The organism is Leucobacter sp. 7(1) (genome assembly GCF_900163635.1).
In the GTDB taxonomy this organism is placed as follows: Bacteria; Actinomycetota; Actinomycetes; order Actinomycetales; family Microbacteriaceae; genus Leucobacter.
In genome coordinates this window covers 25615-46943 of sequence record NZ_FUID01000100.1, presented here as the reverse complement: position 1 = coordinate 46943, position 21329 = coordinate 25615, and the positions used below count along the sequence as shown (strand labels likewise).

Sequence of the window (21329 nt, the reverse complement as noted above, 5' to 3'; positions counted from 1 at the left end):
CATCACCTCCAACACCCCCATCGCCTCCCATCGCCTCCCACACGAGGCATCTTCGCCAAACTGAGCGATATTTGGCAGAAAATCGCTCAGTTTGGCGAAAAAGCCTCCGTGAGGAGGGTGCGAGGCGGGGCGCGGGGTCACAGCGCGCCCAGCCAGCGCGCCCAGCCAGCCCGCCCGCCCGGCCGGCTACCCCGCCCGCTCGAAGACGACGTGGCCGTCGAGGATCGTGAGGTCCACGGCGACCTGGGGCAGCCCCGCGGCGCCCACCTCGAAGGGGTCGCGTTCGAGCACGACGAGGTCCGCGACCTTGCCCACTTCGACGGTGCCCTTCCAGTCCGCCGCGCGATCCTGCGCCGCCGGCACCGCGGTGTAGCACCGCAGCAGGCCGAGCAACCGCTTCCGGGCCTCGGCCGGATCCCCGGCGGCGGCACCGCCAGTCGCGAGAATCCGATCTTCGGCCGCGGCGATCCCGCGCCGCCAGTCGAAGTCGAGCACCGGCGCGTCCGAGGACAGCACCAGCGTGCCCGCTTCAAGCGCCGCGGCGAGCGGCCAGGCGGCGTCCGCGACTCGCTCGCCCAGCATTGCCGCGAGCCACTCGCCCGCGTGAGCCGCGATGCCGGCCTGCGTGTTCAGCCACACGCCGAGCTCGCCCATGCGTGCCACCTGCTCAGGCGTCGCCAGGTCGCCGTGGATGATCACGTGGCCAAGCTCGCGCACGCTCGGAGTCCCCGGGACGGCCGCGGCGTCCACGAACGCATCGAGTGCGAGCTGGATTGTCCGGTCGCCGGTGGCGTGGATCCCGACCTGCAGCCCCGCCGCGTGGGCAGCCATGAGCATGTCCCGCAGGCCTGCCGCTTTCGCCTCAATACTGTCGCCGCGCACGAGCAGCTCGCCGTGCGTGCCGTCGTCGTATTCGTGATTCGTCCAGGCCTGGCGCGAAAGCGGGATCAGGTCGCCGAAGATCTTGACCCCGGGAATCGAGAGCCAGGTGGGGTCGCTTTCGCCCGCAAACTCTGCGTGCGCGCGGATCCCGGCGACGACATCGGCCACGTCGCTCGGGCCGTCGAGAATCCCGTGTAGAGCGAGCAGGGTGACGCGCTGCCGCAGCTCGCCCGCGGCCGCGAGCTCCCGGTAGATCTCGATGACCTCACTGTGGAAGCTCCCGGTTTCCCCTGCGTCCTCCCCCGGACCGATCCCCGGCTCGGTGAAGCTTGTAATCCCCAACTCACTGAGCAGCGGGCCTGCCCGGAGAATTGCGTCACGCCGCTCCGCCCGATCCTGCACAAGGGTTCCGGACAGTGCTGCGGCAGCCTCGGGGTCGGCGGCCGCAAACAGGGTGTGCGGCCAGCGCGCGCCCAGCCACGACGCATGGAGGTGCGAATCGTTGATCCCCGGCAGCACGGCCCGGCCGGCAAGCTCGATCACCCGGGTGTTGGGGCCGCGCCAACGGTGCAGCACCTCGCCCCCGCCGACCGCCACGATCCGGCCACCCGCGACGGCCACACTGCCCGCGGTCGATCCGGCGGCATCCAGCACGAGCACGGTCCCGCCGTGCAGGATCAGCTCCGCGGTGTCCAGCGCATCGCGCGCCTCGGTGTCTTCCATGATCCCCTTTCCCGCGGCCCCCATGGCCGCGCCCTCAACGAGGGCTTCACGCTTATGGTCAACGTATGTAGAATAAAACTACATGATCGGCGCCCCGGGCAACGAGGCCGCGCCGATCCCACCGGAACGGAGCCTTCAATGACGATCCCCACATCCACACTCGCCGCCGTCCTCACAGAACACGGTGCCCCCCTCGAACTCCAGGAGCTTCCGCTTCCCGACCACATCGAACCCGGCGCGGCCCTCGTGCGCATCACCTGCACCACGCTCTGCGGCACCGACATCGAGATCTGGGCGGGCAAGATGAGCTTCCCCGGCATGCTGCCCATGGTCCTCGGCCACGAGATGGTCGGCGAGGTCATCGCCGTGGGCGAGGGCACCACCGATGCGCTCGGCGAAGCTCTCGCCGTCGGCGACCGGATCGGCTGGTCAGAATCCGTGTGCGGGAAGTGCTTCGGCTGCACGGTGCTGCGGCAGCCCGTGGCCTGCAGTAACCGCGGCTACGGCTTCTTGCAGAGCACCCAGGTGCACCCGTTCGCGACCGCCGGCCTCGCCGAGATCGCCTATGTCACCCCTGGCGCGCAGAAGCTCCGCCTGCCCGACGAGGTGAAAGACACGTGGGCTTCCGCCGCGGGCTGCGCCGCGAAAACTGTGCTGCGGGCATTCGAGCGCGCGGGCGGGGTGCGCCCGGGATCACGCGTGATCATCCAGGGCTCGGGGGCGCTCGGCCTCTTCGCGACCGCCGTCGCAAGTATTTCGGGTGCCGCCACCGTGATCACCGCGGGTGCCCCCGCGGCCCGGCTGGAACTCGCCCAGCGCTTCGGTGCGACCCACACAATCGACATCGCGGGCGGCTCCGAGGCGACAATCGCGCGCGCGCTCGAGCTCACCGACGGCGAGGGCGCGGACCTGATCCTCGATTTCGCGGGCGCCCCGAGCATCGGCCCCGAGGCGGTCGGCATGGCCGCCCAGCGCGGCACCATCGCGATCGTCGGCTCCACCGGCCCCGCCGGCGAACCGTTCCCCCTCTCCACGATCATGGGCAAGGAGCTCACAGTCGTCGGCTCACTCAACGGGGACGTCGCCGACTACTACCGCTCCATCGAGTTCTTCCGCAGCTTCGCCGACCGCTTCCCCTGGGACGAGCTGTTCTCGGCCCCCTGCGGCCTCGAAGAAGCGTCCGCGCGGATCGCGAACATGCACGAGCTCGGCGAGGTGAAAGCCGTCATCGATCCGCGCCTCACACGCCGCCCCTAACCCACACCCCTCCAGCGAACGGAACGCAATGACGCACCCACCTGTCCCCCAGCGCCGGATCGGCCAGAGCGAGCTCACCTCCTCGGTGTTCGCGCTCGGATCCTGGCACATCTACGACCGCATGCACTTCGAGGACTCCGTCAAGATGGTGCGCACCGCCATCGACCGCGGGATCACGCTCTTCGACGTGGGCGTGTACGCGGCCCCCGGCAGCCCGCCCGCCTTCACCGACGTCCTGTTCTCGGCGATCATTCGCGCCGCGGGCGTCGCCCGCGACGAGTATCTCCTCTCTGAAAAACTCTGGCTCGAGGGCTGGGACGATTCCACCGGGTTCCGCAGCCAGCTCGACGGCGCGCTGTTCCGCGTCGGTGCCGAGCATGCCGACCTCGTGGTGCTCGGCGACCTCCGCCGTGACGATGTCGCACTCCGCGACATCGTCACGAATCTCGCCGAGTTGCAGCGTGACGGCCTGATCCGCGCCTGGGGCGTCAACAACTGGTCGGCGTCGAACGTGCAGGCACTCCTCGACATCGCCGCGACGGAGGGGCTCCCCGGCCCGGCCATGGCGCAGCTCAAGTACAGCGTGTCGCGCCGGTCCATCCCCGACGGGGCCCCGTTCGCGAAGCTCTGGGATCAGGGGCTCTCGATGCAGGCATCAGACGTCATGGAGGGCGGCTACCTCGCCGGCAAAATCGCGACGGACCGTGAGGTGGGGCGGGATCCCGGTGGGATCCGCGAACGCATCATCATCGATGTGCCGGCATTTGTCACGCTCGCGGAGGAGCTGGGGGCGACACCAGCGCAGCTCGCGATCGCGTTCACGCTCACCCACCCGGCAACCGCCAACACGCTCTTCGGGGCGTCGAGCGTGGCCCAACTCGAGGCGAACCTCGGGAGCCTGGAACTCCTGGATCGCGTCGGTGCGGCCGAGCTCCGCGCCCGGGTCGAGCCGTTCTGGGCCGATCGCGGCCTCGTGGATCCGGAGGGCCCGTAACCATGACCGAGTCCATCCTCGTGAACAACCCCGCCATGCCGATCGCGCTGGGCCGACCCGCGCTCACCCCGGTGCTGTTCGATCCGGAACTCGTGCCGATGCTCGATGCGTTGGCGGCGAGCGCACAGCCGCCGCTCACCGAGGAGACGCTCGCGGCGATGCGCGGTGGCGGCGGTCCCGCCTTCCCCGACGGCACGGCTGTCGCTACGGCACTCGGTGTCACGTCCGAGGAGCTCCGTATCCCCGGCCCCGCCGGTGCCCCTGGATTGGAGGTCACCGTGTTTCGCCCCGCGGCGACGGCAGGATCGGACACCGGATCCGATGCGGGATCCGGCACCGGTCTCCCGGTGCTGGTGAACTTCCACGGCGGCGGCATGATCGTCGGCCACCGCAGTTGGGAGCACGCCCGCGTTGCCGAACTCGTCGCCCAGCACGGCGTCATCGGCGTCAACGTGGAGTACCGCCTGGCCCCCGAAGATCCGTTTCCCGCCGGCGCCGAGGACACCTACGCGGCGACGTGTTGGGTGGCGGATCACGCGGCAGAGCTCGGGGCGGATCCTGCGCGGCTCGTCGTGATGGGGGGCAGTGCCGGGGGCGGCTTTGCCGCGGCTGTAGCACTGATGGCGCGGGATCGCGGCGGCCCGCGCATCGCCGGTCAGCTCCTGCTGTGCCCCATGCTCGACAACACGAACACCACGGTGTCGAGCAGGCAGTACGACGGCATTGGCACGTGGCAGCGGGACGCGAACCTCCTCGCCTGGCGCTGCGTTCTCGGGCCGGATCTGGCCTACGCCGCGGACGCCCCCGCCTACGCGGCCCCCGCGCGGGCGGCGGACCTCTCGGGGCTTCCGCCAGCCTTCATCGAGGTGGGGGCCGCCGAGATGTTCCGCGACGAGGACACCGAGTACGCCCGGCGCATCTGGGCTACGGGTGGGCAGGCCGAACTGCATGTGTGGGCGGGCGGCTGCCACGGTTTCGACATGTACGCGCCGGAGACCGAGATCACTCGGGCCGCACTCGCGAGCCGCGACTCGTGGCTCCGCCGGATCCTGGGCGGGGGTGACCGTGGCTGACGCACCCGCGAATCTCCCGGTCCCCGTGCCCTACGATCCGGAGCTGCTCCCCGGGCTCGCGTTCTTCCGTGAGCTCGTCGAGCCGATCCCCCTCACCGCGGACACAATCGCGGAGAACCGGGCGCACCTGGCGTCCATCACGCAGGACATGGCCACGCAGACCGCGGGCCGCGCCGTGACCTGGGAAAACCGGATCGTCCCGGGCCCGCCCGGGGCACCCGACGTCGCCGTCACAATCGTCCGGCCCGCAGTGCAGGATCCCGTGGTGCCGGATCGCCCGGTGCCGGATCCCGCGGTGCCGGATCCCGCGGTGCCGGATCCCGCGGTGCCGGATCGCCCGGTACCGGATCCCGCGGTGCCAGATCCCGATTCCGCCCCGCATCTCGCCCCCGCGGTCCTGGGGATCCACGGCGGCGGCTACGTGCTCGGCACCCGCTTCTTCGGCACCGGCGAACTCATCGATCTTGCCGAGACGCACGGCACCGTCGGCGTCGCCGTCGAGTACCGGCTCGCGCCGGAGCACCCGGCGCCCGCCGCGGCGGAGGACTGCTACGCGGCGCTCGTCTGGCTCGCGGCACACGCTGCGGAACTCGGCATTGATCCGGCGCGGATTGTGGTGTCCGGCGCGTCCGCCGGGGGCGGGCTTGCCGCCGCCGTGGCGCTCCTCGCCCGGGATCGCGGCGGACCGGCCCTCGCGGGGCAACTCCTGAACACCCCGATGATCGACGATCGCAACAACACAGACTCCTCGTGGCAGTACGTCGGCGTGGGGGCGTGGGACCGTGGCAATAACGATGTCGGCTGGGACGCGGCCCTCGGCGACGACCGCGGCACCGAACGCGTCGAGGCGGTGCGCGCCCCGGCCCGCGCCACGGATCTGTCGGGGCTGGCCCCAGCGTTTCTCGAGGTCGGTGCCGCGGAGGTGTTCCGTGACGAAACGATCGCCTACGCGAGCCGGATCTGGGCGGCGGGCGGCCAGGCCGAACTGCACGTCTGGTCGGGGGCCTACCACGGCTTCAGCGGTTTCTCCCCCGACGCGGTCGTCTCGCACGCCGCGAACGCTGCCCGTGACAGCTGGTGGCGCCGGATCCTCGCGCAATGAGCGCGGCACGATCCCCATCGGGCGCGACCCCGCGCCCGATGGGGCTCCTCAGGATCACCCTCGTGCTCGGCGCGCTGGAAGCGTTTGGTCCCCTCTCAATGGACCTGTACTTGCCGCAGCTGCCGCAGCTCGCCCGCACCCTCGACACAACCGACGCCCTCGCACAGGCGACGATGTCGGTGTGCATGATCGGGCTCGGGCTCGGGCAGCTCATTGCCGGACCTCTCTCGGATCGTTTCGGCCGGAAGCGCCCGCTCGTGACCGGCGTGATCCTCTTCGCCCTGCTGTCCGCGGTGTGCGCGTTCGCGCCCTCGATCGAGGTGCTGCTCGTGGCTCGCTTCCTGCAGGGCCTCGCCGGATCCGCGGGCGTGGTCATCAGCATGGCGGTCGCGCGAGACCTGTTCGAGGGGGTTGAACTCTCACGGATGCTCTCGCTCCTGGCGCTCGTCACCTCGCTCACGCCAATCATCGCGCCCGTGATCGGCGGGCAGCTCGCGCGGATCATGGACTGGCGTGGCATCTTTCTAGTGCTCGCCGGGGTGGGAACCGTACTCGTGTTCGTGGCACAATTCGGGCTCCGAGAAACCCTGGGCGAGGGACGCCACTCCGGCAGCGTGCTGGGCACCACCGTGCGGCACACCCGCGAGATCCTGCGGGATCCACTGTTCGTCGCGCTGATGATCGCGGCATGCCTCGGCGGTGCCGCGTTCTTCTCGTATCTGTCGATGTCGAGCTTCGTGATGCAGGATCAGTACGGGCTCACCCCGCAGCTGTTCAGCATCGTGTTCGCGATCAACGCGCTCTCTCAGCTCGCGGGCGCACAGATCAGCCGGCTGTTCGTGGCGCGCGTCGGCACCGCGCGGATGTACCTCGTGGGTCAGCTGGCCGGGGCGAGCGCCGCGCTGGTGCTGCTCGGTGCCACCCTCGCCGGGGCACCCGCGATCGTGGTGATCGTACTGCTCGCCGTGTTCCTCGGTTCGAACGGGCTCGGCGGCCCGAACGGGACGACGCTGGCGCTCGGGCACCACGGCGGCCGGGCCGGGACCGCGTCAGCGCTGCTCGGCATGGCGATGTTCACGGCGGGCGCGATCGCCGCGCCCCTCGTATCCGCCCTCGCCGGCACCTCCGCCGTCACGATGGTCGCGAGTATCGCCGCGGGATCCGGCGCTGCCGCACTCGTCGCACTGCTCGCCGTGCGGCGGCTGGTGCCACGGGGCCAGAGCGGTCCGGAGTGATCACGCAAACACAACCGGGCTGCCGCGCAAGACAAGCGCGGCGCTCGGCCCGCGCCGTACGCTGAGACTATTGCCCGGACTCGGAGTGGAGGATCCATGAACACCTACGAAAGCCTGCTTGCAGCCGTTGTCGCGGAAGGCGGTGAGACGCGCGAGGTGTTCGACCCCGCGACGGGCGAGCTGATCGGCCTCGCACCGATGCAGGATGTCGCCGCGCTCGAAGCTGCGATCGACACGGCCGAGGCCACCCAGCCCACCTGGGCTGCGCTCCCAGACGCTGAGCGGAGCGCGCTGCTCCACAAGGCTGCCGACGCGATCGAAGCGTCGTCAGAGGCGCTCGCTGAGCTCCTCTCGCGTGAGCAGGGCAAGCCGCTGAACGGCCCGAACGCCCGCTTCGAGGTCGGAGCCTGCGTCGCGTGGACGCGCACCCCCGCTGACACGCCCCTGCCCGTCGAGGTCATCATTGACGACGAGTCCGGCTACGCCGAGATGCACTACCGCCCCCTCGGCGTTGTGGGCGCGATCTCGCCGTGGAACTGGCCCATGATGATCTCGATCTGGCAGATCGCCCCCGCCCTGCGCATGGGCAACACTGTTGTCATCAAGCCCGCCGAGAACACCACGCTCTCCGTGCTGGCGCTTGTCGCCGTGATGAATCAGGTGCTGCCCGCCGGCGTCCTGAACATCGTGCCCGGCAAGGGCAGCACGGTCGGTGACGCCCTGACGCGCAGCCCGAAGATCAAGAAGATCATGTTCACGGGTTCCACCCCGGTCGGCAAGAAGATCATCGAGGCCTCGGCCCCGAACGTCACCCGCCTAACCCTCGAGCTTGGTGGCAACGATGCCGGGATCGTTCTGCCCGACGCGGAACCCGCGAAGATCGCCGAGGATCTCTTCTGGGGCGCATTCATCAACACGGGCCAGACCTGCGCCGCGCTCAAACGACTCTACGTGCACGATTCGATCTACGACGCGGTCGTCGACGAGCTGGCCAAGGTGGCCGCAAACGTGCCGATGGGCGTGGGCCTCGACGAGCAGAACGTGCTCGGCCCGCTGCAGAACAAGTCACAGTTCGACATCGTGGATCGCCTGGTCGAGTCCGCGAAGGCCTCGGGCGCACGCGTCGTGCTCGGCGGCAACCCCGATCGCGACGCCGTCGGCTACTTCTACCCGGCCACGCTGATCGCCGATATCGATCCCCACCAGGAGCTCGTCTTGGAGGAGCAGTTCGGGCCGGCGCTGCCGATTATCCGGTACACGGATCTTGATGATGCCGTGCGCCTCGCCAATGAACTCGAGGTAGGCCTCGGCTCTTCGGTGTGGTCGAGTGACCGAGCGAAGGCCCTCGAGGTCGCCGCGCGCTTGCAGGCCGGCACCACGTGGATCAACTCGCACGGCGCGCTGCACCCGATGATCCCGTTCGGCGGGGCGAAGCAGTCCGGCTATGGCCGCGAATTCGGCGTGGAGGGCCTCAAAGCCGTCGCCGAGCCGCACGTCATCAGCGGCTAGGCGCCGAACCGCACGACAACCGCGGGCCCGATGCCCCACCCGAATCACTTGGGAGGGGCACCGGGCCCGCGGCGTTGGGAGGCAGCTAACGCTGCGCGCCCAAAGACTCCAGCGCTGCCTGCACGCGCGCGTTCTCTTCGGGGGTCGCGATTGTCATGCGCACGCCCCCACCCACCGAGCGCACCAGGATCCCGCGCTCCTGCAGCGCCTGGGCCAGATCCGCTGGCTGCGCGACGTCAAGGAACAGGAAGTTCGCCCCGCTCTCAACCACGGCCCAGCCGCCGCGTCGGAGATCCGCCGCGAGGCGTTTGCGCTCCGCCACCGTGTCCGCGATGCGCTCCGCGAGCGACTGCTGCGCCTCCGGGGCGAGCAGCGCCAGGGCCGCGGCCTGCGCGGGCATACTCACGCCGAACGGCACGGCGACGCGCGCGATCCCAGCGATCAGCCGCGGATCCCCCAGCGCATATCCGACCCGAGCACCGGCGAGCCCGTAGGCCTTGCTGAAGGTGCGCAGGATCACGAGCCGCGGATCGCGCCCCACGTCCGCGGCCAGCGACGCGTCTGGAGAGTACTCGATGTACGCCTCGTCGACCGCCACCACCACGTGCTCGGGCACGCGGGCCAGGAACGCCCGGATCGCATCGGCAGAAAGCACCGTCCCGGTCGGGTTGTTCGGGTTGCACAGGAACAGCAGGCGCGTCGCCGACGTGACGGCTGCCAACAGCGCATCCAGGTCGTGCACGAGCTCACGCAACGGGACCGGCACCGGGGTAGCCCCCGCCACCACGGTGGCATTGCGGTAGTACGGGAACGAGGGCTGCGCGAACACGACCTCGTCACCCGGCCCGCACAGCGCGGTCACCAGGTCGCGGATCAGCGCCGAGGATCCGGTGCCGACAGTCACGTGCTCGGGTGAGAGGCCCGCACGTTCGGCCAGCGCTGCACCGAGCGTGCCGCTCGAGAACTCCGGGTAGCGGTGCAGTTCCGCGGCGGCCTCCGCGACCGCGGCGCGCACGCTGTCGTGCGGGCCGGCGGGGGCCTCGTTCGACGCGGCCCGCACCGGGGGTGGACTCGCCTCAGGCCCGCCGTCCGGTCGCGTCCCCGGCACGTAGGGCGGCAGTGTATCTAGCCCCTCCCGGAGCGAGATCGGGCTCATGCGCCGACCTCCACTGCGGCCACGAAGCTCTGTGTTACCAGGAACTCCGCGAGTCCGTGCGGTCCGCGCTCGCGTCCAAACCCTGAAGACTTGACGCCACCGAAGGGCGCGCGAGGCTCGGGTCGCGCCGCCCCCACAAACACTATGCCCGCCCGAAGCCGTGGGGCCACCGCGAGCTCCGTCTCCCGGCTCGGACCGATCACGCCTGCGGCAAGCCCGTACGCGGTACCATTCGCGAGGGCGATGCCTTCCCCCACCTCTTCATAGCTTTGAATCACCAGCACCGGGCCGAAGATCTCCTCCTGTACGATCGCCATGTCGGGCGCGGTGCGCGAGAACGCGACCGGGGCCACAAACCAGCCCCGGCTCGGGAGCGCCGAGTCTCCCTTGTCTCCGGTGTCCGCGGCCTCACCGGCGTCTGCGCGGATGAGCCGGGCACCGGCGGCGACACCAGCGTCGATATAGGAGCGGACGCGGTCGCGCTGCGCGCGCGTCACGAGCGGGCCGAGCGTCGTGGTTTCCGCTTCGGGATCCCCGACGCGGTGCCGCGCCAGGGCAGCGGACACGAGCCGCTCCACCGCGTCGAGATCTGCGCGCGGTACGATCAGCCGCGTCAGCGCCGCACAAGTCTGCCCGGTGTTCACGAGGCAGCGCGCCACCCCGTAGTCCACAGCCGCCGCGAGGTCGGTGCCCGGAAGCACCAGCAGGGCGCTTTTCCCGCCCAGCTCCAGGGACACGCGCGTCACCCCGGCGGCCGCGGCGCGCTGCACCGCGATCCCGGCGCGCGTGGACCCGGTCAGCGACACGAGATCAACGCGCGCATCGGACACGAGCTGCTCCCCGATCACGCCGTCGCCCAGCACCACGCTCAACACCTCGCCCGGGATCAGGATCCCGCGCTCCGAAAGCCGAGCGCGCGCCGTCGCAAACGCGTCGGCGAGGGCCAGCACCGACTGCGGGGTCACCTCGCTCGGCTTCAGCACAACGGGGCAGCCGGCGACGAGCGCCGGGGCGACCTTGAGTGCAGCTTGGTAGAGCGGATAGTTCCAGGGGGTGATCGCGACCACGACCCCCGCGGCCACCGATTCGACGCGCGCAGCACCTATGACCTCGGGCTCGAGTAGTTCCGGGGCGTCCTGCACCGCATCGCGCACCGCGGCGATCGCGGCACCGACCTGCTGCACGGCCGCCTGAGCCCGCGGCATCCCGACCTCGGCGACGACCGTCGCGATCAGGGACTCGCGTTCTTCCTCCAGGACGTTCGCGATCGACTCAACCAGCGCGATGCGATCCCGCACCGGCGTGGCAGCCCAGCGATCCCGAACCGCGACCGCGGCGTCGAGCGCCTCGGCCGCCTGCTCTGCGGAGGCGAAGGCCACCGTCGCGAGCGGTTCCTCCGTCGCGGGGTTCGTGACTGCGTATCGGCCCGACGCCGGCGACGCCGCGACCGGCCGCCCGGCGATCACACTTGTCAGGAGTGGGGCGCTCATGCCTGCCCCCGCCCGTTTGCATCGCCGTAGCTCGGTTCGGCGATCAGATCCCAGGGTGTGGGGAAATCGGTCACCGGGACAACCACGAGCAGCGGCTCGCGCACGCCCGCGTGATCTCGAATCACGGCGGTCAATTCGTCCGGGGTGCGCACTGTGCGGACCGCGACTCCGAATGCCTCACCCAGCAGCGTGTAGTCCGGGTTATGCAGATCCACCCCGACCGTGCGCCCGAAGGTTTCCTGCTGGATCCGCTCGACGTTGCCGAACACACCGTTCTCGAACACGATCGTGACGAGCCCGAGCCGATACTTTGCTGCCGTGGACAGCTCCTGCAGCGCCCACCCGAAGCCACCATCACCGTTGATCGACACGACCGGGCGGTCCGGATCCGCCGCCTGCACGCCGAGCGCCGTCGGAAAGCCATATCCGAGGGTGCCCTGATATCCCGGGGTAACGTAGCTCCCCGGCGTGTACACGGGGTACGCGATGCGGGAGGGATAGCCGACCTGTGTCAGCTCGTCGACAAACACGCCATCGTCGGGGAGGCCCGCGCGGATCGCCAGCAGCCAGTCGCGCTGCGGGGCTACTTCGTCGAGCAAGCGGTCGGCGCGCTCCCGGAGCTCCGCAGGGTCGGGGGTGCCTTCCGCTGCCGCCGCGGTCCGCGGGGCCAACTGCGGGAGGAGCGCCTCAAGCGCCAAGCGCGCATCCGCGTGCAGCGCGAGCCCGAAGCTGCGCGGCGCGGCAAGGTCGGCCGCCTCGGCGTTGATCGCGGCGATTCGGTGCCGGCCCGGGTGCACCACCGGCCGGCCCTGCTGCGTCATGAATCGAGTTCCCACGGCGAGTACGAAGTCCGCCGCGTCGAGCGCCGGGCCGCCCGCGAGCCGCGTGAGTGCGAGTGGGTGCCGGTCACTCACGGCACCGCGCCCATTACGGCTCATCACGATGGGGGCGCCCAGGGCTTCGGCGACCGCCTGCAGCGCCGTGGCTGCCGGGATGTCGCGGATGCCGCCGCCCACGTAGATCACGGGCCGCTCGGCGGCGCTCAGCTGGGCCGCCAGATCGGCGATCTGCCCAGCGTCCGGTGCCAGCGGCTCGCCCACCGCCGCGGGGAGGATCGGAGCCGTGGCGACGGTCTTCAGCACATCCGGCGGCACCTCGATCGCGACGGGCCGTGGCCGGCCGCTCTGCACCTGCCGGAACGCCTCGTTCACGGCCGCGGGGATGTCCGCGGCATCCGTGACCAGGCGATGCCACTTGGTGAGGGAAGCGATGAGCCGCGACTGCTCCGGAATCTCGTGCAGCATCCCGAGGCCCGCGTCGATCGTCGGCGACGGGATCTGCCCCACGATCATCACGACCCGGCTGCTCGTGGCGTACGCGGTCGACAGCGCGGCACCCGCGTTGAGGAGGCCCGGGCCCGGCACGACCAGGCAGACGCCCGGCTTGTCCGAGACACGGGCATAGCCGTCCGCCATGTACGCGGCACCCTGCTCGTGCCGGGCGACGACGAAGTCAATCTGATCGGCGTGTTGTGCGAGGCCGTCCACCGCATAGTCGAGCTGGATGCCGGGGACCCCGAACACCTTCTCCACTCCCTCGGCTACCAGCTGCGCGGCGAGAAGCTCGCCTCCCGTGTGTGTCATCAGTTCTCTTTCCTGCTGCGTCAGTGTCGGTGCGTGTTGCTCGGCGGTCATGGCGTCGCCGAGAGCACCGCGGTCAAAAACTTTCGTGTGCGTTCGCGCTGCGGCCGCTCGAGCACCTGCTCGGGGGTGCCCTGCTCCACGACCACTCCGCCATCCATGAACACCACCCGGTCCGCCATCTCCCGGGCGAAGTCCATCTCGTGGGTGACCACGATCATCGTCATCCCCGTGGCGACGAGCTCCTTCATCGTGTCCAGCACCTCCCCCACGAGCTCGGGGTCGAGCGCACTGGTCGGCTCATCGAACAGCATGAGCTTCGGACGCATCGCCAGGGCCCGGGCGATCGCCACGCGCTGCTGCTGCCCGCCCGAGAGCTGGGCGGGGAAGCGCTGCTCAAGGTGCGCGAGGCCCACCCGATCCAGCAGGGCCCTGGCTCGCTCACGGACCTCGGCGAGCGGCTCGCGGCGCACGCGCACGGGAGCTTCCGCGACGTTCTCGAGGATCGTCATGTGCGGGAACAGGTTAAAGCGTTGAAACACCATGCCGATGTCGCGTCGCTGTTTCGCCACCTGCCGCGGGCGCAAGCGGCGCAGCCGCCCGGCAACGATGCTGCTGCCCACCGGCGACCCGTCGACGAAGATCGCGCCGCGATCCACAGTTTCGAGTTCGTTCACGCAGCGCAGCAGCGTCGACTTCCCGGATCCGCTCGGGCCGATCACGCACACGACCTCGCCGGGCGCCACGGTGAGGTCGATGCCCTTCAGCACCGCGACCTCGCCGTAGGACTTGTGGACGCCGACGATGTCGACGAGCGGCTCGCCGCTGCCTGCAATGTTGTCAGTCATTTCCGGGCTCCTTACCGGGTGTAGCCGCGCGAGAGTCGGCGCTCGAGGATGTGCTGCAGGGCGCTCAGCACGGATACGACCACGAGATACCAGAAGGTCGCCACGAACAGCATTTCGAGGGTGCGGAAGTTCACCGCGCCGATGTTCTGGACCACGGTGAGGAGGTCGCCGCCGGCAATGACCGACACGAGGGAGGTGGCCTTCAGCAGCGAGATGAACTGGTTGCCGGTCGGCGGCACGATCACGCGCATCGCCTGCGGCAGCACTACCCGACGCATCGCCGTCGTGCCACCCATGCCGAGCGCGATCGCGGCCTCCCGCTGCCCGGGGTCAACCGACATGATGCCGCCGCGGACCACCTCCGCCATATACGCGGCCTCGTGCAGGCCAAGCCCCAGGCAGGCCGCAACGAAGCCGGTCACGAGGACGTTCGTGTTGACCTCGAGCAGCGTAAGGTCCGTGAACGGGATCCCCACGCCGAGCGTGGCGAACAAGAGCCCGAGGTTGCCCCACACGAGCAGCTGCACAAGCAGCGGCACCCCGCGGAACACCCAGATGTATCCGCTCGCCAGCCCGCGCAGCACGCGGCTATGCGACATCCGGGCGAGTGCGAGCAGGATCCCCAACGCGACCCCGATCACCATGCCGATGGCGGCCAGCTCGAAGGTGACAAGCAGGCCCTGCAACACCGAGGGGGTGAACAGGTACGCACCCACGGTGCCCCAGTCGAGCTTCTCATTCTGCGCGAGCGACAGCACGAGGGCCGCAACCGCGAGCACGGCGATCGCGCCGATGACCCACTGTCCGGGGTGCCGCACCGGCACGGGCGGCACGCTCAGGTCGACGTTGGGGTGCCGCGCTTGGCCGTCAGCGGCCAGCGTCGGGTTCGCGGTCGTCTCGGTCATCATCCGAATGCCCCCGCGCCAACTCCGTTCACCTGGAACTCTTCGCTCGAGAGCGCGTCGGCACCCGCCTCGTAGGCGTCGAGGATCTCGCCGTAGGCACCCGCGGCTTCGACCTCGGCGAGTGCCGCAACGAGGGCGTCCGCGAACGCTGTGTCCTCGAGCGGGACTGCGATGGCAAACACGCCACCGAGATAGGTCTGATCCATCACTTCGAAGGCGGTGCCCCCGTCGACCTGGGATGCCAGGTACCGCAGCGGCACCGTGCCCCCGAAGTAGCCGGCAAGGTTCCCCGAGCGGAGCTGGGTCTGCCCGGCCCCCATGTCTTCGTACAGCTTGATCTCGATCGCCGGCTTGCCGGCGGCCACGCAGTCCGCGCTCGTGGTCTCGAGCAGCTCGGCCTGTGCGCTGCCGCGCAGCGTGCCCGCGGCGTGCCCGCAGAAGTCCTCGATCCGGTTCAGCTGCTCGGGGTTGCCGGCGGTCACGAGGAACCCGGAGTCGCTTTTGATCCAGTCGACCATCTGCATCGTTTCTTCGCGCTCAGCGGTGTCGTTCATCACCGTCCAGATCGCGTCGATGCGCTGCGCCCCCAGCGCGGGGACGAGGCCGGGGAACGGGGTGTCCACGAACTCGACCTCGACGCCGAGGACGTCACCGACCGCGGCGGCGAGCTCGGGGATCAGACCCTCGACGTCCGTCGTGGGCTTCGTGATGTAGGGCGCGTTGGTGGTGGGCGAACCGAGGCGCAGCACCCCGGAGTCCTGCACGGAGGCGGGCAGCGCAGCGTGAAGCTCGGCGTTGGCCGGCAGTGCGGTCTGAGCGCTTCCGGGCTCGGATTCCGGCTGGGGCGCGCTACAGCCGGTGAGTGTGAGCGCGAGGGCCGTCGCCCCCAAGATGAGGGTGCGAGACAGCGCACGAGTGCGCGGTGCGGGGTACGTCATTGAAACCTCCACGGGTGAGAAATAGGTGGGTAGGCCGGGCGTGGTTACACGACGGCGGGGACGGCGGGAGCATGCAGGCCCGGCACGCCGGGGCGGGTGGGAACGGTCACGGTACGCGCATCCCCGTGCACCGTGACGCGGGTGAGGTCGCAGCCGACCACGACCTCGCCAGTGAAGCCGCCTGCCCGCACGCCGTCGAGCAGGCTCGCAACATCGGCCTCGTTCTGGGGCGCGGGCCACAGGTGGGTGAGCACGAGCACGCCGACCCCGGCCCGCTCAGCGAGCGCGCCGACCTCGTGCGGGAGGGCGTGGTAGTCGATCGTGTGCGTGCGATGGGGCGGCACCCGATCCGGCGCGACTACCTCGTGGACCAGGACGTCGGCACCGCGGGCGAGCTCCTCGAGCTCGGCGCAGGCGCGCGTGTCCCCGGAGACGACGACGGCGTGCTCACCCCAGCTCACGCGGTATCCCACGGCGTGCTCGACGGGCTCGTGGCGCACGGCGACCGCGTCGATCCGCGTCTCCCCGTCCTCCCACACCCGGGTGCCCTTCCGCTCGGGGGTGAACTCCCGCACGCGGGGCCGGGCGATGTCGGTGACGCCGCGATGGATCCGGCGGAACTCGAGGTCTCCCTCCAGCGGGGTGAGTACGGAGCGCGCGAAGTCGGCGGCGAGGCCCGTGGGTGTCACGAGGTCAATGTCGTGATCCGGGTTCATGATCCAGGCGGACATCAGCACGTCGCTGAGGTCCGTGGTGTGGTCCGAGTGATGGTGGGTCAAGCACACGACAGTAAGATCACCTACATTCACGCCGGCCTCGGCCAGGCGCAGCACCGTGGAACGTCCGGTATCGATCTGCACGGTGGCGTCCGGCGTGCGGATACAGACCCCCGGCCCCGCGCGATCGGGGACCGGGATCGGCGTCCCCGTCCCGGTGAGGGTGATCTCCAAAGCGTTGCTGTGCACGCCCACTCCTTCTCGTCATTGAACGGATGTTTCTATCTTGGGCGGGCATTCGAGTTCACACAATTTCAAGTATTTTTAGCCAAACTATAGAATTGGTTAACTCTCGTGCGATCCCGCGGTACGTTGAAAGGGAAAAATGGAACGTCGCCAACTGGAGGTATTCCTCGCCGTCTGCGACCGCGGCAATATGGCCGAGGCTGCACGGGACCTGCACATGTCCCAACCGGCGCTCTCCCACACAATCAAGGCGCTCGAGAAGAACGTGGGCACACCGCTCTTCCACCGCCTGCCTCGCGGCGTGCGGCTCACGTCCGCGGGCGAAAGCCTTCGGCTCCCCGCCGCACAGATCGTGAGCGACTTCGCAATCGCCGCCGAGCGCGTCCGCGCGGTGCGTGGACTGCGCGGCGGCAGCCTGGACGTGGTCTCACTCCCGGGGCTGGTCACTTCCCCACTCGCCCCTTGGCTCGGCCGCTTCGGCAAACACTGGCCCGGTATCGAGGTGCGGATCGAGCAGGTGGAAACACCCGAGCAGGTCACCCAGATGATCCGCTCCGGTCGCGCCGAGGTTGGGCTCACCGTCGGCGATGCGACCGAGGCAGAGCTCGTGTTCACGCGGGTCGACACGCAGGAACTCGTCGCGGTGCTGCCCGCAGCCTCGGGCGAGCGGCTCGACGCAGCACGGGACCCCGGGAGTGCGGCAGCGCCCGCCTCGCCGCGCAGCAGCATCACGCTGGCCGAACTCATGCGCGAGGGCCTGATTACCGGCAAACGCGGGACACTGATCCGCGACCTCGCCGAAGCCGCGGCGCTCGCGGACGGCACCCCGTGGCATCCGGTGATCGAGGTCGAACGCCGAGAAGCCGCGCTCGCCTTCGTACACGCGGGCGCGGGTGCCGCGGTGCTGCCCCGCGCCTCAGGCGAACAGGCCCGGCACTCCGGACTCCGGGTGCTGTCCCTGGCGCCTCGGATCCGGCGGCCGATCTTCGTACTGCACCGGGCGGGCCCGCTCTCCCCCGCTGCCAGTGCCTTCCTCGACCTCGTGACCTCAATCCTCCCCGAGCGCTGAGTCGCCGAGCCTCGGGTCGCCGACACGTTTTCTCCACAGATCGCCCCTCGGCCTCCTGCGGCGAACCCGGGTCACCGATACTCGAAGTATGGCCGACGAGCAGCGCGATCCGAGCGTCGATACGCTCCTGCACACCACCCACGAGTTACTTCAACTCGGACTGACCGGGCGGATCATCGCAGAGCGGACGGCGAGCGGTGAACTGACCCGACTTCGGCGGGGCTGGTACGCCGAAACCGCGGTGCTGCGGGCGGCGTCGCCACGGACCCGGCAGCTTGCCGCCATGAGGGCTGCGCACCACGCGACGCCGTCTGGCATCCTGTTCGGCCACCGTTCCGCAGCGACGGCGCACGATCTTCCCGTCTGGTCGGACTGGCTGCGTGCGACCGGCGGCGGTGCTCCGCTCCCCTCCCTCGAGGAGCAGCTCATCACCGAGCAACTGGTGCCACCCGGGTTCCGAGCTGCACGCAGCACCTTTGTTCGGTATCGGCAGGGCACGGTTCCCGACACGGACCGGTGTACCGTGGCCGGCGTGCCAGTCACCTCGGTCGACCGCACCCTATTCGACCTCGCGCGCTCCGAGCCCTTTGAGGTGGCCCTTGCCTGCGCAGACCAGCATTTGAGACGCACATTCCGGGTCGGCCCACACGTCGACATCGCACGCTGGCGGAATTGGCAGGCCGTGTTTCGCAAACGGATTACCCATGCGGCGGGTATGCCAGGGATCAGGCGCGTGCGGGCATTGGCCGCGCTTGCCGACCCCCGCGCAGATTCGCCGTTGGAATCGGTGAGCCGACTGCGGCTCACACAACTGGGGATCGATATTGAACCCCAGTTCGCGGTCCGCGGGGAGCGTGGTGGCACGTACTACGTCGACTTCTGGTTCATCGATGCGCCATTTTTCGGCGAGTGTGACGGGAAGCACAAGTACACCGACCCTGCGCTGCGCGGCGCCCGAAGCGCTGAGGAGGTCGTGGTCCGGGAGAAACGGCGACACGACTGGATCACCGGGTCGACCGGGCGCCGCGGAGTGCGCTGGGGTGCAGCCGACGTGATGAGCGCGGCGACGCTCGGTGCCCGCCTCGCCGCATTCGGTGTGCCGGTCCCGGGCACGCCCTCCGAGCGCACCGACCCCGCCACGGCAACCCTGCTCCGACGCCTGCGCTAGCGCCGCCCCGCGCATTCACCAAACGACCCCTTAACGCCGAAACGACCCCGAAATCACAGAAAATCCTGCGATTTCGGGGTCGTTTCGTGACTAAGGGGTCAGGTCGCGGTCGCGGCTCGGCCGGGCCGGGCCGGTTACCAGCGGGGCTTGCGCTTCCCGTCGGCGCGGTTATCGCCCTGGTCGCGACCATAGCCGCGGTCACCACGGTCGTTGCCGTAGCCGCCGCGCCCGCCGCGGTCCCCGCCGTAGCCACCGCGGTCGTTGCCGCGGTCGTTGCCGTAGCCGCCACGGCCACCGCGATCGCCGCCACGGTCGTTGCCGTAGCCACCGCGGTCAGCGCCGCGATCGTTACCGTAGCCGCCGCGCCCGCCGCGGTCGCCGCCACGGTCGCCGCCGTAGCCACCACGGTCGCCACCGCGGTCGTAGCCGCCGCGTCCACCACGGTCGCCGCCACGGTCGTAACCACCACGGCCACCGCGGTCGCTGCCACGATCGCCGCCGCGCGAGCCGCGGTCTTCCCAGCCCTTGCCGCGCGGGGCCGGGCCCCGGTCCTCGGCCAGTTCGATGAGCTTGCCGCTAATGCGGGTCTCGCCGAGCTTCTCGAGGGTGCTTGCGGGCAGGGACGCGGGGAGCTCAACGAGCGAGAAGTCGTCGCGCACCTGGATGCGGCCGAAGTCGTCGCGGGTCAGCCCGCCTTCGTTCGCAATCGCGCCGATGATCTGGCCCGGGTTGATCTTCTGCCGGTGGCCGACCTCGATGCGGTACATCTTGAGGTCAGAGCGCCGCTCACGCGGGCCACGGTCCTCACGAGCGGGGCGCTCGCGCCCGGCACGGGGATCCTCTTCGAGGAAGGCGCGCGCCTGCTTGCGATCGCGCTCGAACTTGCGGTCGTCGGCGTCGGTGAGCAGCAGCGGCGTGTCGCCCTGCGCCACCACGGCGAGTGCCGCTGCGACATCGGTCTCGGGCACGTCGTGGTGACGCACGTAGTGCGCGATGATGTCGCGGAAGCGGTCAACGCGCGCAGTCTCGCCGAGCGCTGTGGTGATCGCGTCATCGAAGCGGGACAGACGGGTCGCGTTGACCTCTTCGACTCCGGGCAGCGGCATCTGCGTGAGGGGCTGCTTGGTGGCCTTCTCGATCGCGGTCAGCAGCCGGCGCTCGCGCGGCGTAACGAAGCTGATCGCGTCGCCCGTGCGGCCTGCACGGCCGGTGCGGCCAATGCGGTGCACGTAGGACTCGGTATCGATCGGCAGATCGTAGTTGATGACGTGGCTGATGCGCTCCACGTCGAGACCACGGGCCGCGACGTCGGTCGCCACGAGGATGTCGAGGCTGCCGTCCTTCAGCGACTGCACGGTGCGCTCACGCTGGTTCTGCGGAATGTCGCCATTAATGGCGGCCGCCGAGTACCCACGGGCGCGCAGCTTTTCCGCGACCTGCTCAGAATCACCGCGCGTACGCGTGAAGACGATCAGGCCGTCGAAGTCTTCAACCTCAAGCACGCGGGTCAGCGCGTCAAGCTTCTGCGTGTAGGACACGACGATGTAGCGCTGCGTGATGCTCGAGCTCGTCTGCGTCTTCCCGGCGATCTTGATTTCTTCGGGATTGCGCAGGTACTGCTTCGAGATGCGGCGAATCTGCGCCGGCATTGTCGCCGAGAACAGGGCAACCTGCTTCTCCTCTGGCGTATCAGCAAGGATCGTCTCAACGTCCTCAGCGAAGCCCATCTTGAGCATCTCATCGGCCTCGTCAAGCACCAGGTACTTGATCTGGCTGAGGTCGAGGGAGCCGCGCTTCATGTGGTCCATGATGCGACCGGGGGTGCCGACAACGATGTCCACGCCACGGCGCAGCGCGGAAAGCTGCTGGCCGTAGGCCTGACCGCCGTAGACGGGGAGCAGGTGCACCTCGGGCAGGTGCGCGGCGTAGCTTTCGAACGCCTCGCACACCTGGAGCGCGAGCTCACGGGTGGGAGCAAGCACGATCGCCTGCGGTGCGCCAGCACCGGGCTGGATGCGGGACAGGATCGGAAGGGCAAACGCGGCGGTCTTGCCCGTGCCGGTCTGCGCCAGGCCGACCACGTCGCGACCCTCAAGAAGGGTCGGGATCGTGGCCGCCTGAATTGCGGAGGGGGTCTCGTAGCCCAGGCCGGTCACGGCGCGGAGTACTTCGGCGGGCAGGCCAAGATCGGCAAAGCTTGCGCGCTCACCCTGGGTGTCGGTGGGAGCTGCGGTGTCACCGGTCACCGCGGCCGGGATATCGGCAACGTCAGTGGGTTCGGTGTCACCGACCACAGCGGCCGGAGTTTCGGCTTCGCCTGTGGGTTCGGTGTTCTCAGAAGAGGTCATCATACTATTCTACCCCGGCTCGGGCCATCC

The 21329-nt window shown here is 69.7% G+C and carries 17 protein-coding genes; 8 read left to right on the top strand and 9 right to left on the bottom strand.

The features are described 5' to 3' along the window. Positions 1-186: 186 nt before the first annotated feature. The gene (locus FM113_RS17270; protein WP_087016136.1) at positions 187-1605 is read right to left on the bottom strand and encodes an amidohydrolase; all 1419 of its coding nucleotides are present in this window, start codon (positions 1603-1605) and stop codon (positions 187-189) included. A 138-nt stretch (positions 1606-1743) separates the two neighbouring features. Between FM113_RS17270 and FM113_RS17265 the strand changes: the two genes are divergently transcribed. The 6 genes from FM113_RS17265 to FM113_RS17240 all read left to right on the top strand — a co-directional run bounded on the left by FM113_RS17265 (position 1744) and on the right by FM113_RS17240 (position 8775). Further along, positions 1744-2862 carry a zinc-binding dehydrogenase gene (locus tag FM113_RS17265; RefSeq protein WP_087016116.1) on the top strand — a complete coding sequence of 373 codons (1119 nt, stop codon included), beginning with the start codon at positions 1744-1746 and terminating at the stop codon, positions 2860-2862. A 28-nt stretch (positions 2863-2890) separates the two neighbouring features. Continuing rightward, complete coding sequence (locus FM113_RS17260) at positions 2891-3856, top strand: aldo/keto reductase (RefSeq protein WP_087016114.1); 966 nt, start codon at positions 2891-2893, stop codon at positions 3854-3856. Positions 3857-3858: 2 nt separating this feature from the next. Next, positions 3859-4929 carry an alpha/beta hydrolase gene (locus FM113_RS17255; RefSeq protein WP_254909076.1) on the top strand — a complete coding sequence of 357 codons (1071 nt, stop codon included), beginning with the start codon at positions 3859-3861 and terminating at the stop codon, positions 4927-4929. After that, positions 4922-6031 (top strand): alpha/beta hydrolase, encoded by a 1110-nt coding sequence (locus FM113_RS18540; protein WP_176387284.1) that lies wholly within the window; start codon positions 4922-4924, stop codon positions 6029-6031. Before FM113_RS17255 ends, FM113_RS18540 begins: the two co-directional genes overlap by 8 nt. Continuing rightward, positions 6028-7266 carry a multidrug effflux MFS transporter gene (locus FM113_RS17245; RefSeq protein WP_254909075.1) on the top strand — a complete coding sequence of 413 codons (1239 nt, stop codon included), beginning with the start codon at positions 6028-6030 and terminating at the stop codon, positions 7264-7266. The genes FM113_RS18540 and FM113_RS17245 overlap by 4 nt, the downstream gene beginning before the upstream one ends. A 96-nt stretch (positions 7267-7362) precedes the next feature. After that, the gene (locus FM113_RS17240; RefSeq protein ID WP_087016112.1) at positions 7363-8775 is read left to right on the top strand and encodes an aldehyde dehydrogenase family protein; all 1413 of its coding nucleotides are present in this window, start codon (positions 7363-7365) and stop codon (positions 8773-8775) included. Between the two features lie 85 nt (positions 8776-8860). Here the strand turns inward: FM113_RS17240 and hisC are convergent, their stop codons facing one another. From hisC to FM113_RS17205, 7 genes are read right to left on the bottom strand one after another with little or no spacing between them, the layout of a single operon-like run. After that, the gene (gene hisC, locus FM113_RS17235; RefSeq protein WP_087016110.1) at positions 8861-9931 is read right to left on the bottom strand and encodes a histidinol-phosphate transaminase; all 1071 of its coding nucleotides are present in this window, start codon (positions 9929-9931) and stop codon (positions 8861-8863) included. Then, positions 9928-11421: an aldehyde dehydrogenase family protein gene (locus tag FM113_RS17230; RefSeq protein ID WP_087016108.1), complete on the bottom strand. Its 1494-nt coding sequence runs from the start codon at positions 11419-11421 to the stop codon at positions 9928-9930. The genes hisC and FM113_RS17230 overlap by 4 nt, the downstream gene beginning before the upstream one ends. Continuing rightward, positions 11418-13064, bottom strand: a complete 1647-nt coding sequence (locus FM113_RS17225; RefSeq protein WP_176387286.1) for a thiamine pyrophosphate-binding protein — start codon at positions 13062-13064, stop codon at positions 11418-11420. The genes FM113_RS17230 and FM113_RS17225 overlap by 4 nt, the downstream gene beginning before the upstream one ends. Before the next feature lie 47 nt (positions 13065-13111). Next, positions 13112-13909 (bottom strand): amino acid ABC transporter ATP-binding protein, encoded by a 798-nt coding sequence (locus tag FM113_RS17220; protein WP_087016104.1) that lies wholly within the window; start codon positions 13907-13909, stop codon positions 13112-13114. A gap of 11 nt (positions 13910-13920) precedes the next feature. Then, positions 13921-14814, bottom strand: coding sequence for an amino acid ABC transporter permease (locus FM113_RS17215; RefSeq protein WP_087016128.1), 894 nt, complete (start codon positions 14812-14814; stop codon positions 13921-13923). Then, positions 14814-15752, bottom strand: coding sequence for a transporter substrate-binding domain-containing protein (locus FM113_RS17210; RefSeq protein WP_087016102.1), 939 nt, complete (start codon positions 15750-15752; stop codon positions 14814-14816). Before FM113_RS17210 ends, FM113_RS17215 begins: the two co-directional genes overlap by 1 nt. Positions 15753-15796: 44 nt before the next feature. Further along, entirely contained in the window at positions 15797-16717 is a 921-nt protein-coding gene (locus FM113_RS17205; RefSeq protein ID WP_176387285.1) for an MBL fold metallo-hydrolase, read from the bottom strand. A gap of 136 nt (positions 16718-16853) precedes the next feature. On the opposite strand from FM113_RS17205, the gene FM113_RS17200 reads away from it, so the two are divergent. After that, complete coding sequence (locus FM113_RS17200; RefSeq protein ID WP_087016098.1) at positions 16854-17783, top strand: LysR family transcriptional regulator; 930 nt, start codon at positions 16854-16856, stop codon at positions 17781-17783. An 88-nt stretch (positions 17784-17871) separates the two neighbouring features. Then, entirely contained in the window at positions 17872-18951 is a 1080-nt protein-coding gene (locus FM113_RS17195) for a hypothetical protein (protein WP_087016096.1), read from the top strand. Between the two features lie 134 nt (positions 18952-19085). Here FM113_RS17195 and FM113_RS17190 read toward each other — a convergent pair whose 3' ends face one another. Continuing rightward, a complete protein-coding gene (locus tag FM113_RS17190; protein WP_254909074.1) occupies positions 19086-21302 on the bottom strand; it encodes a DEAD/DEAH box helicase in 2217 nt (738 codons plus the stop codon). Between the last annotated feature and the right edge of the window lie 27 nt (positions 21303-21329).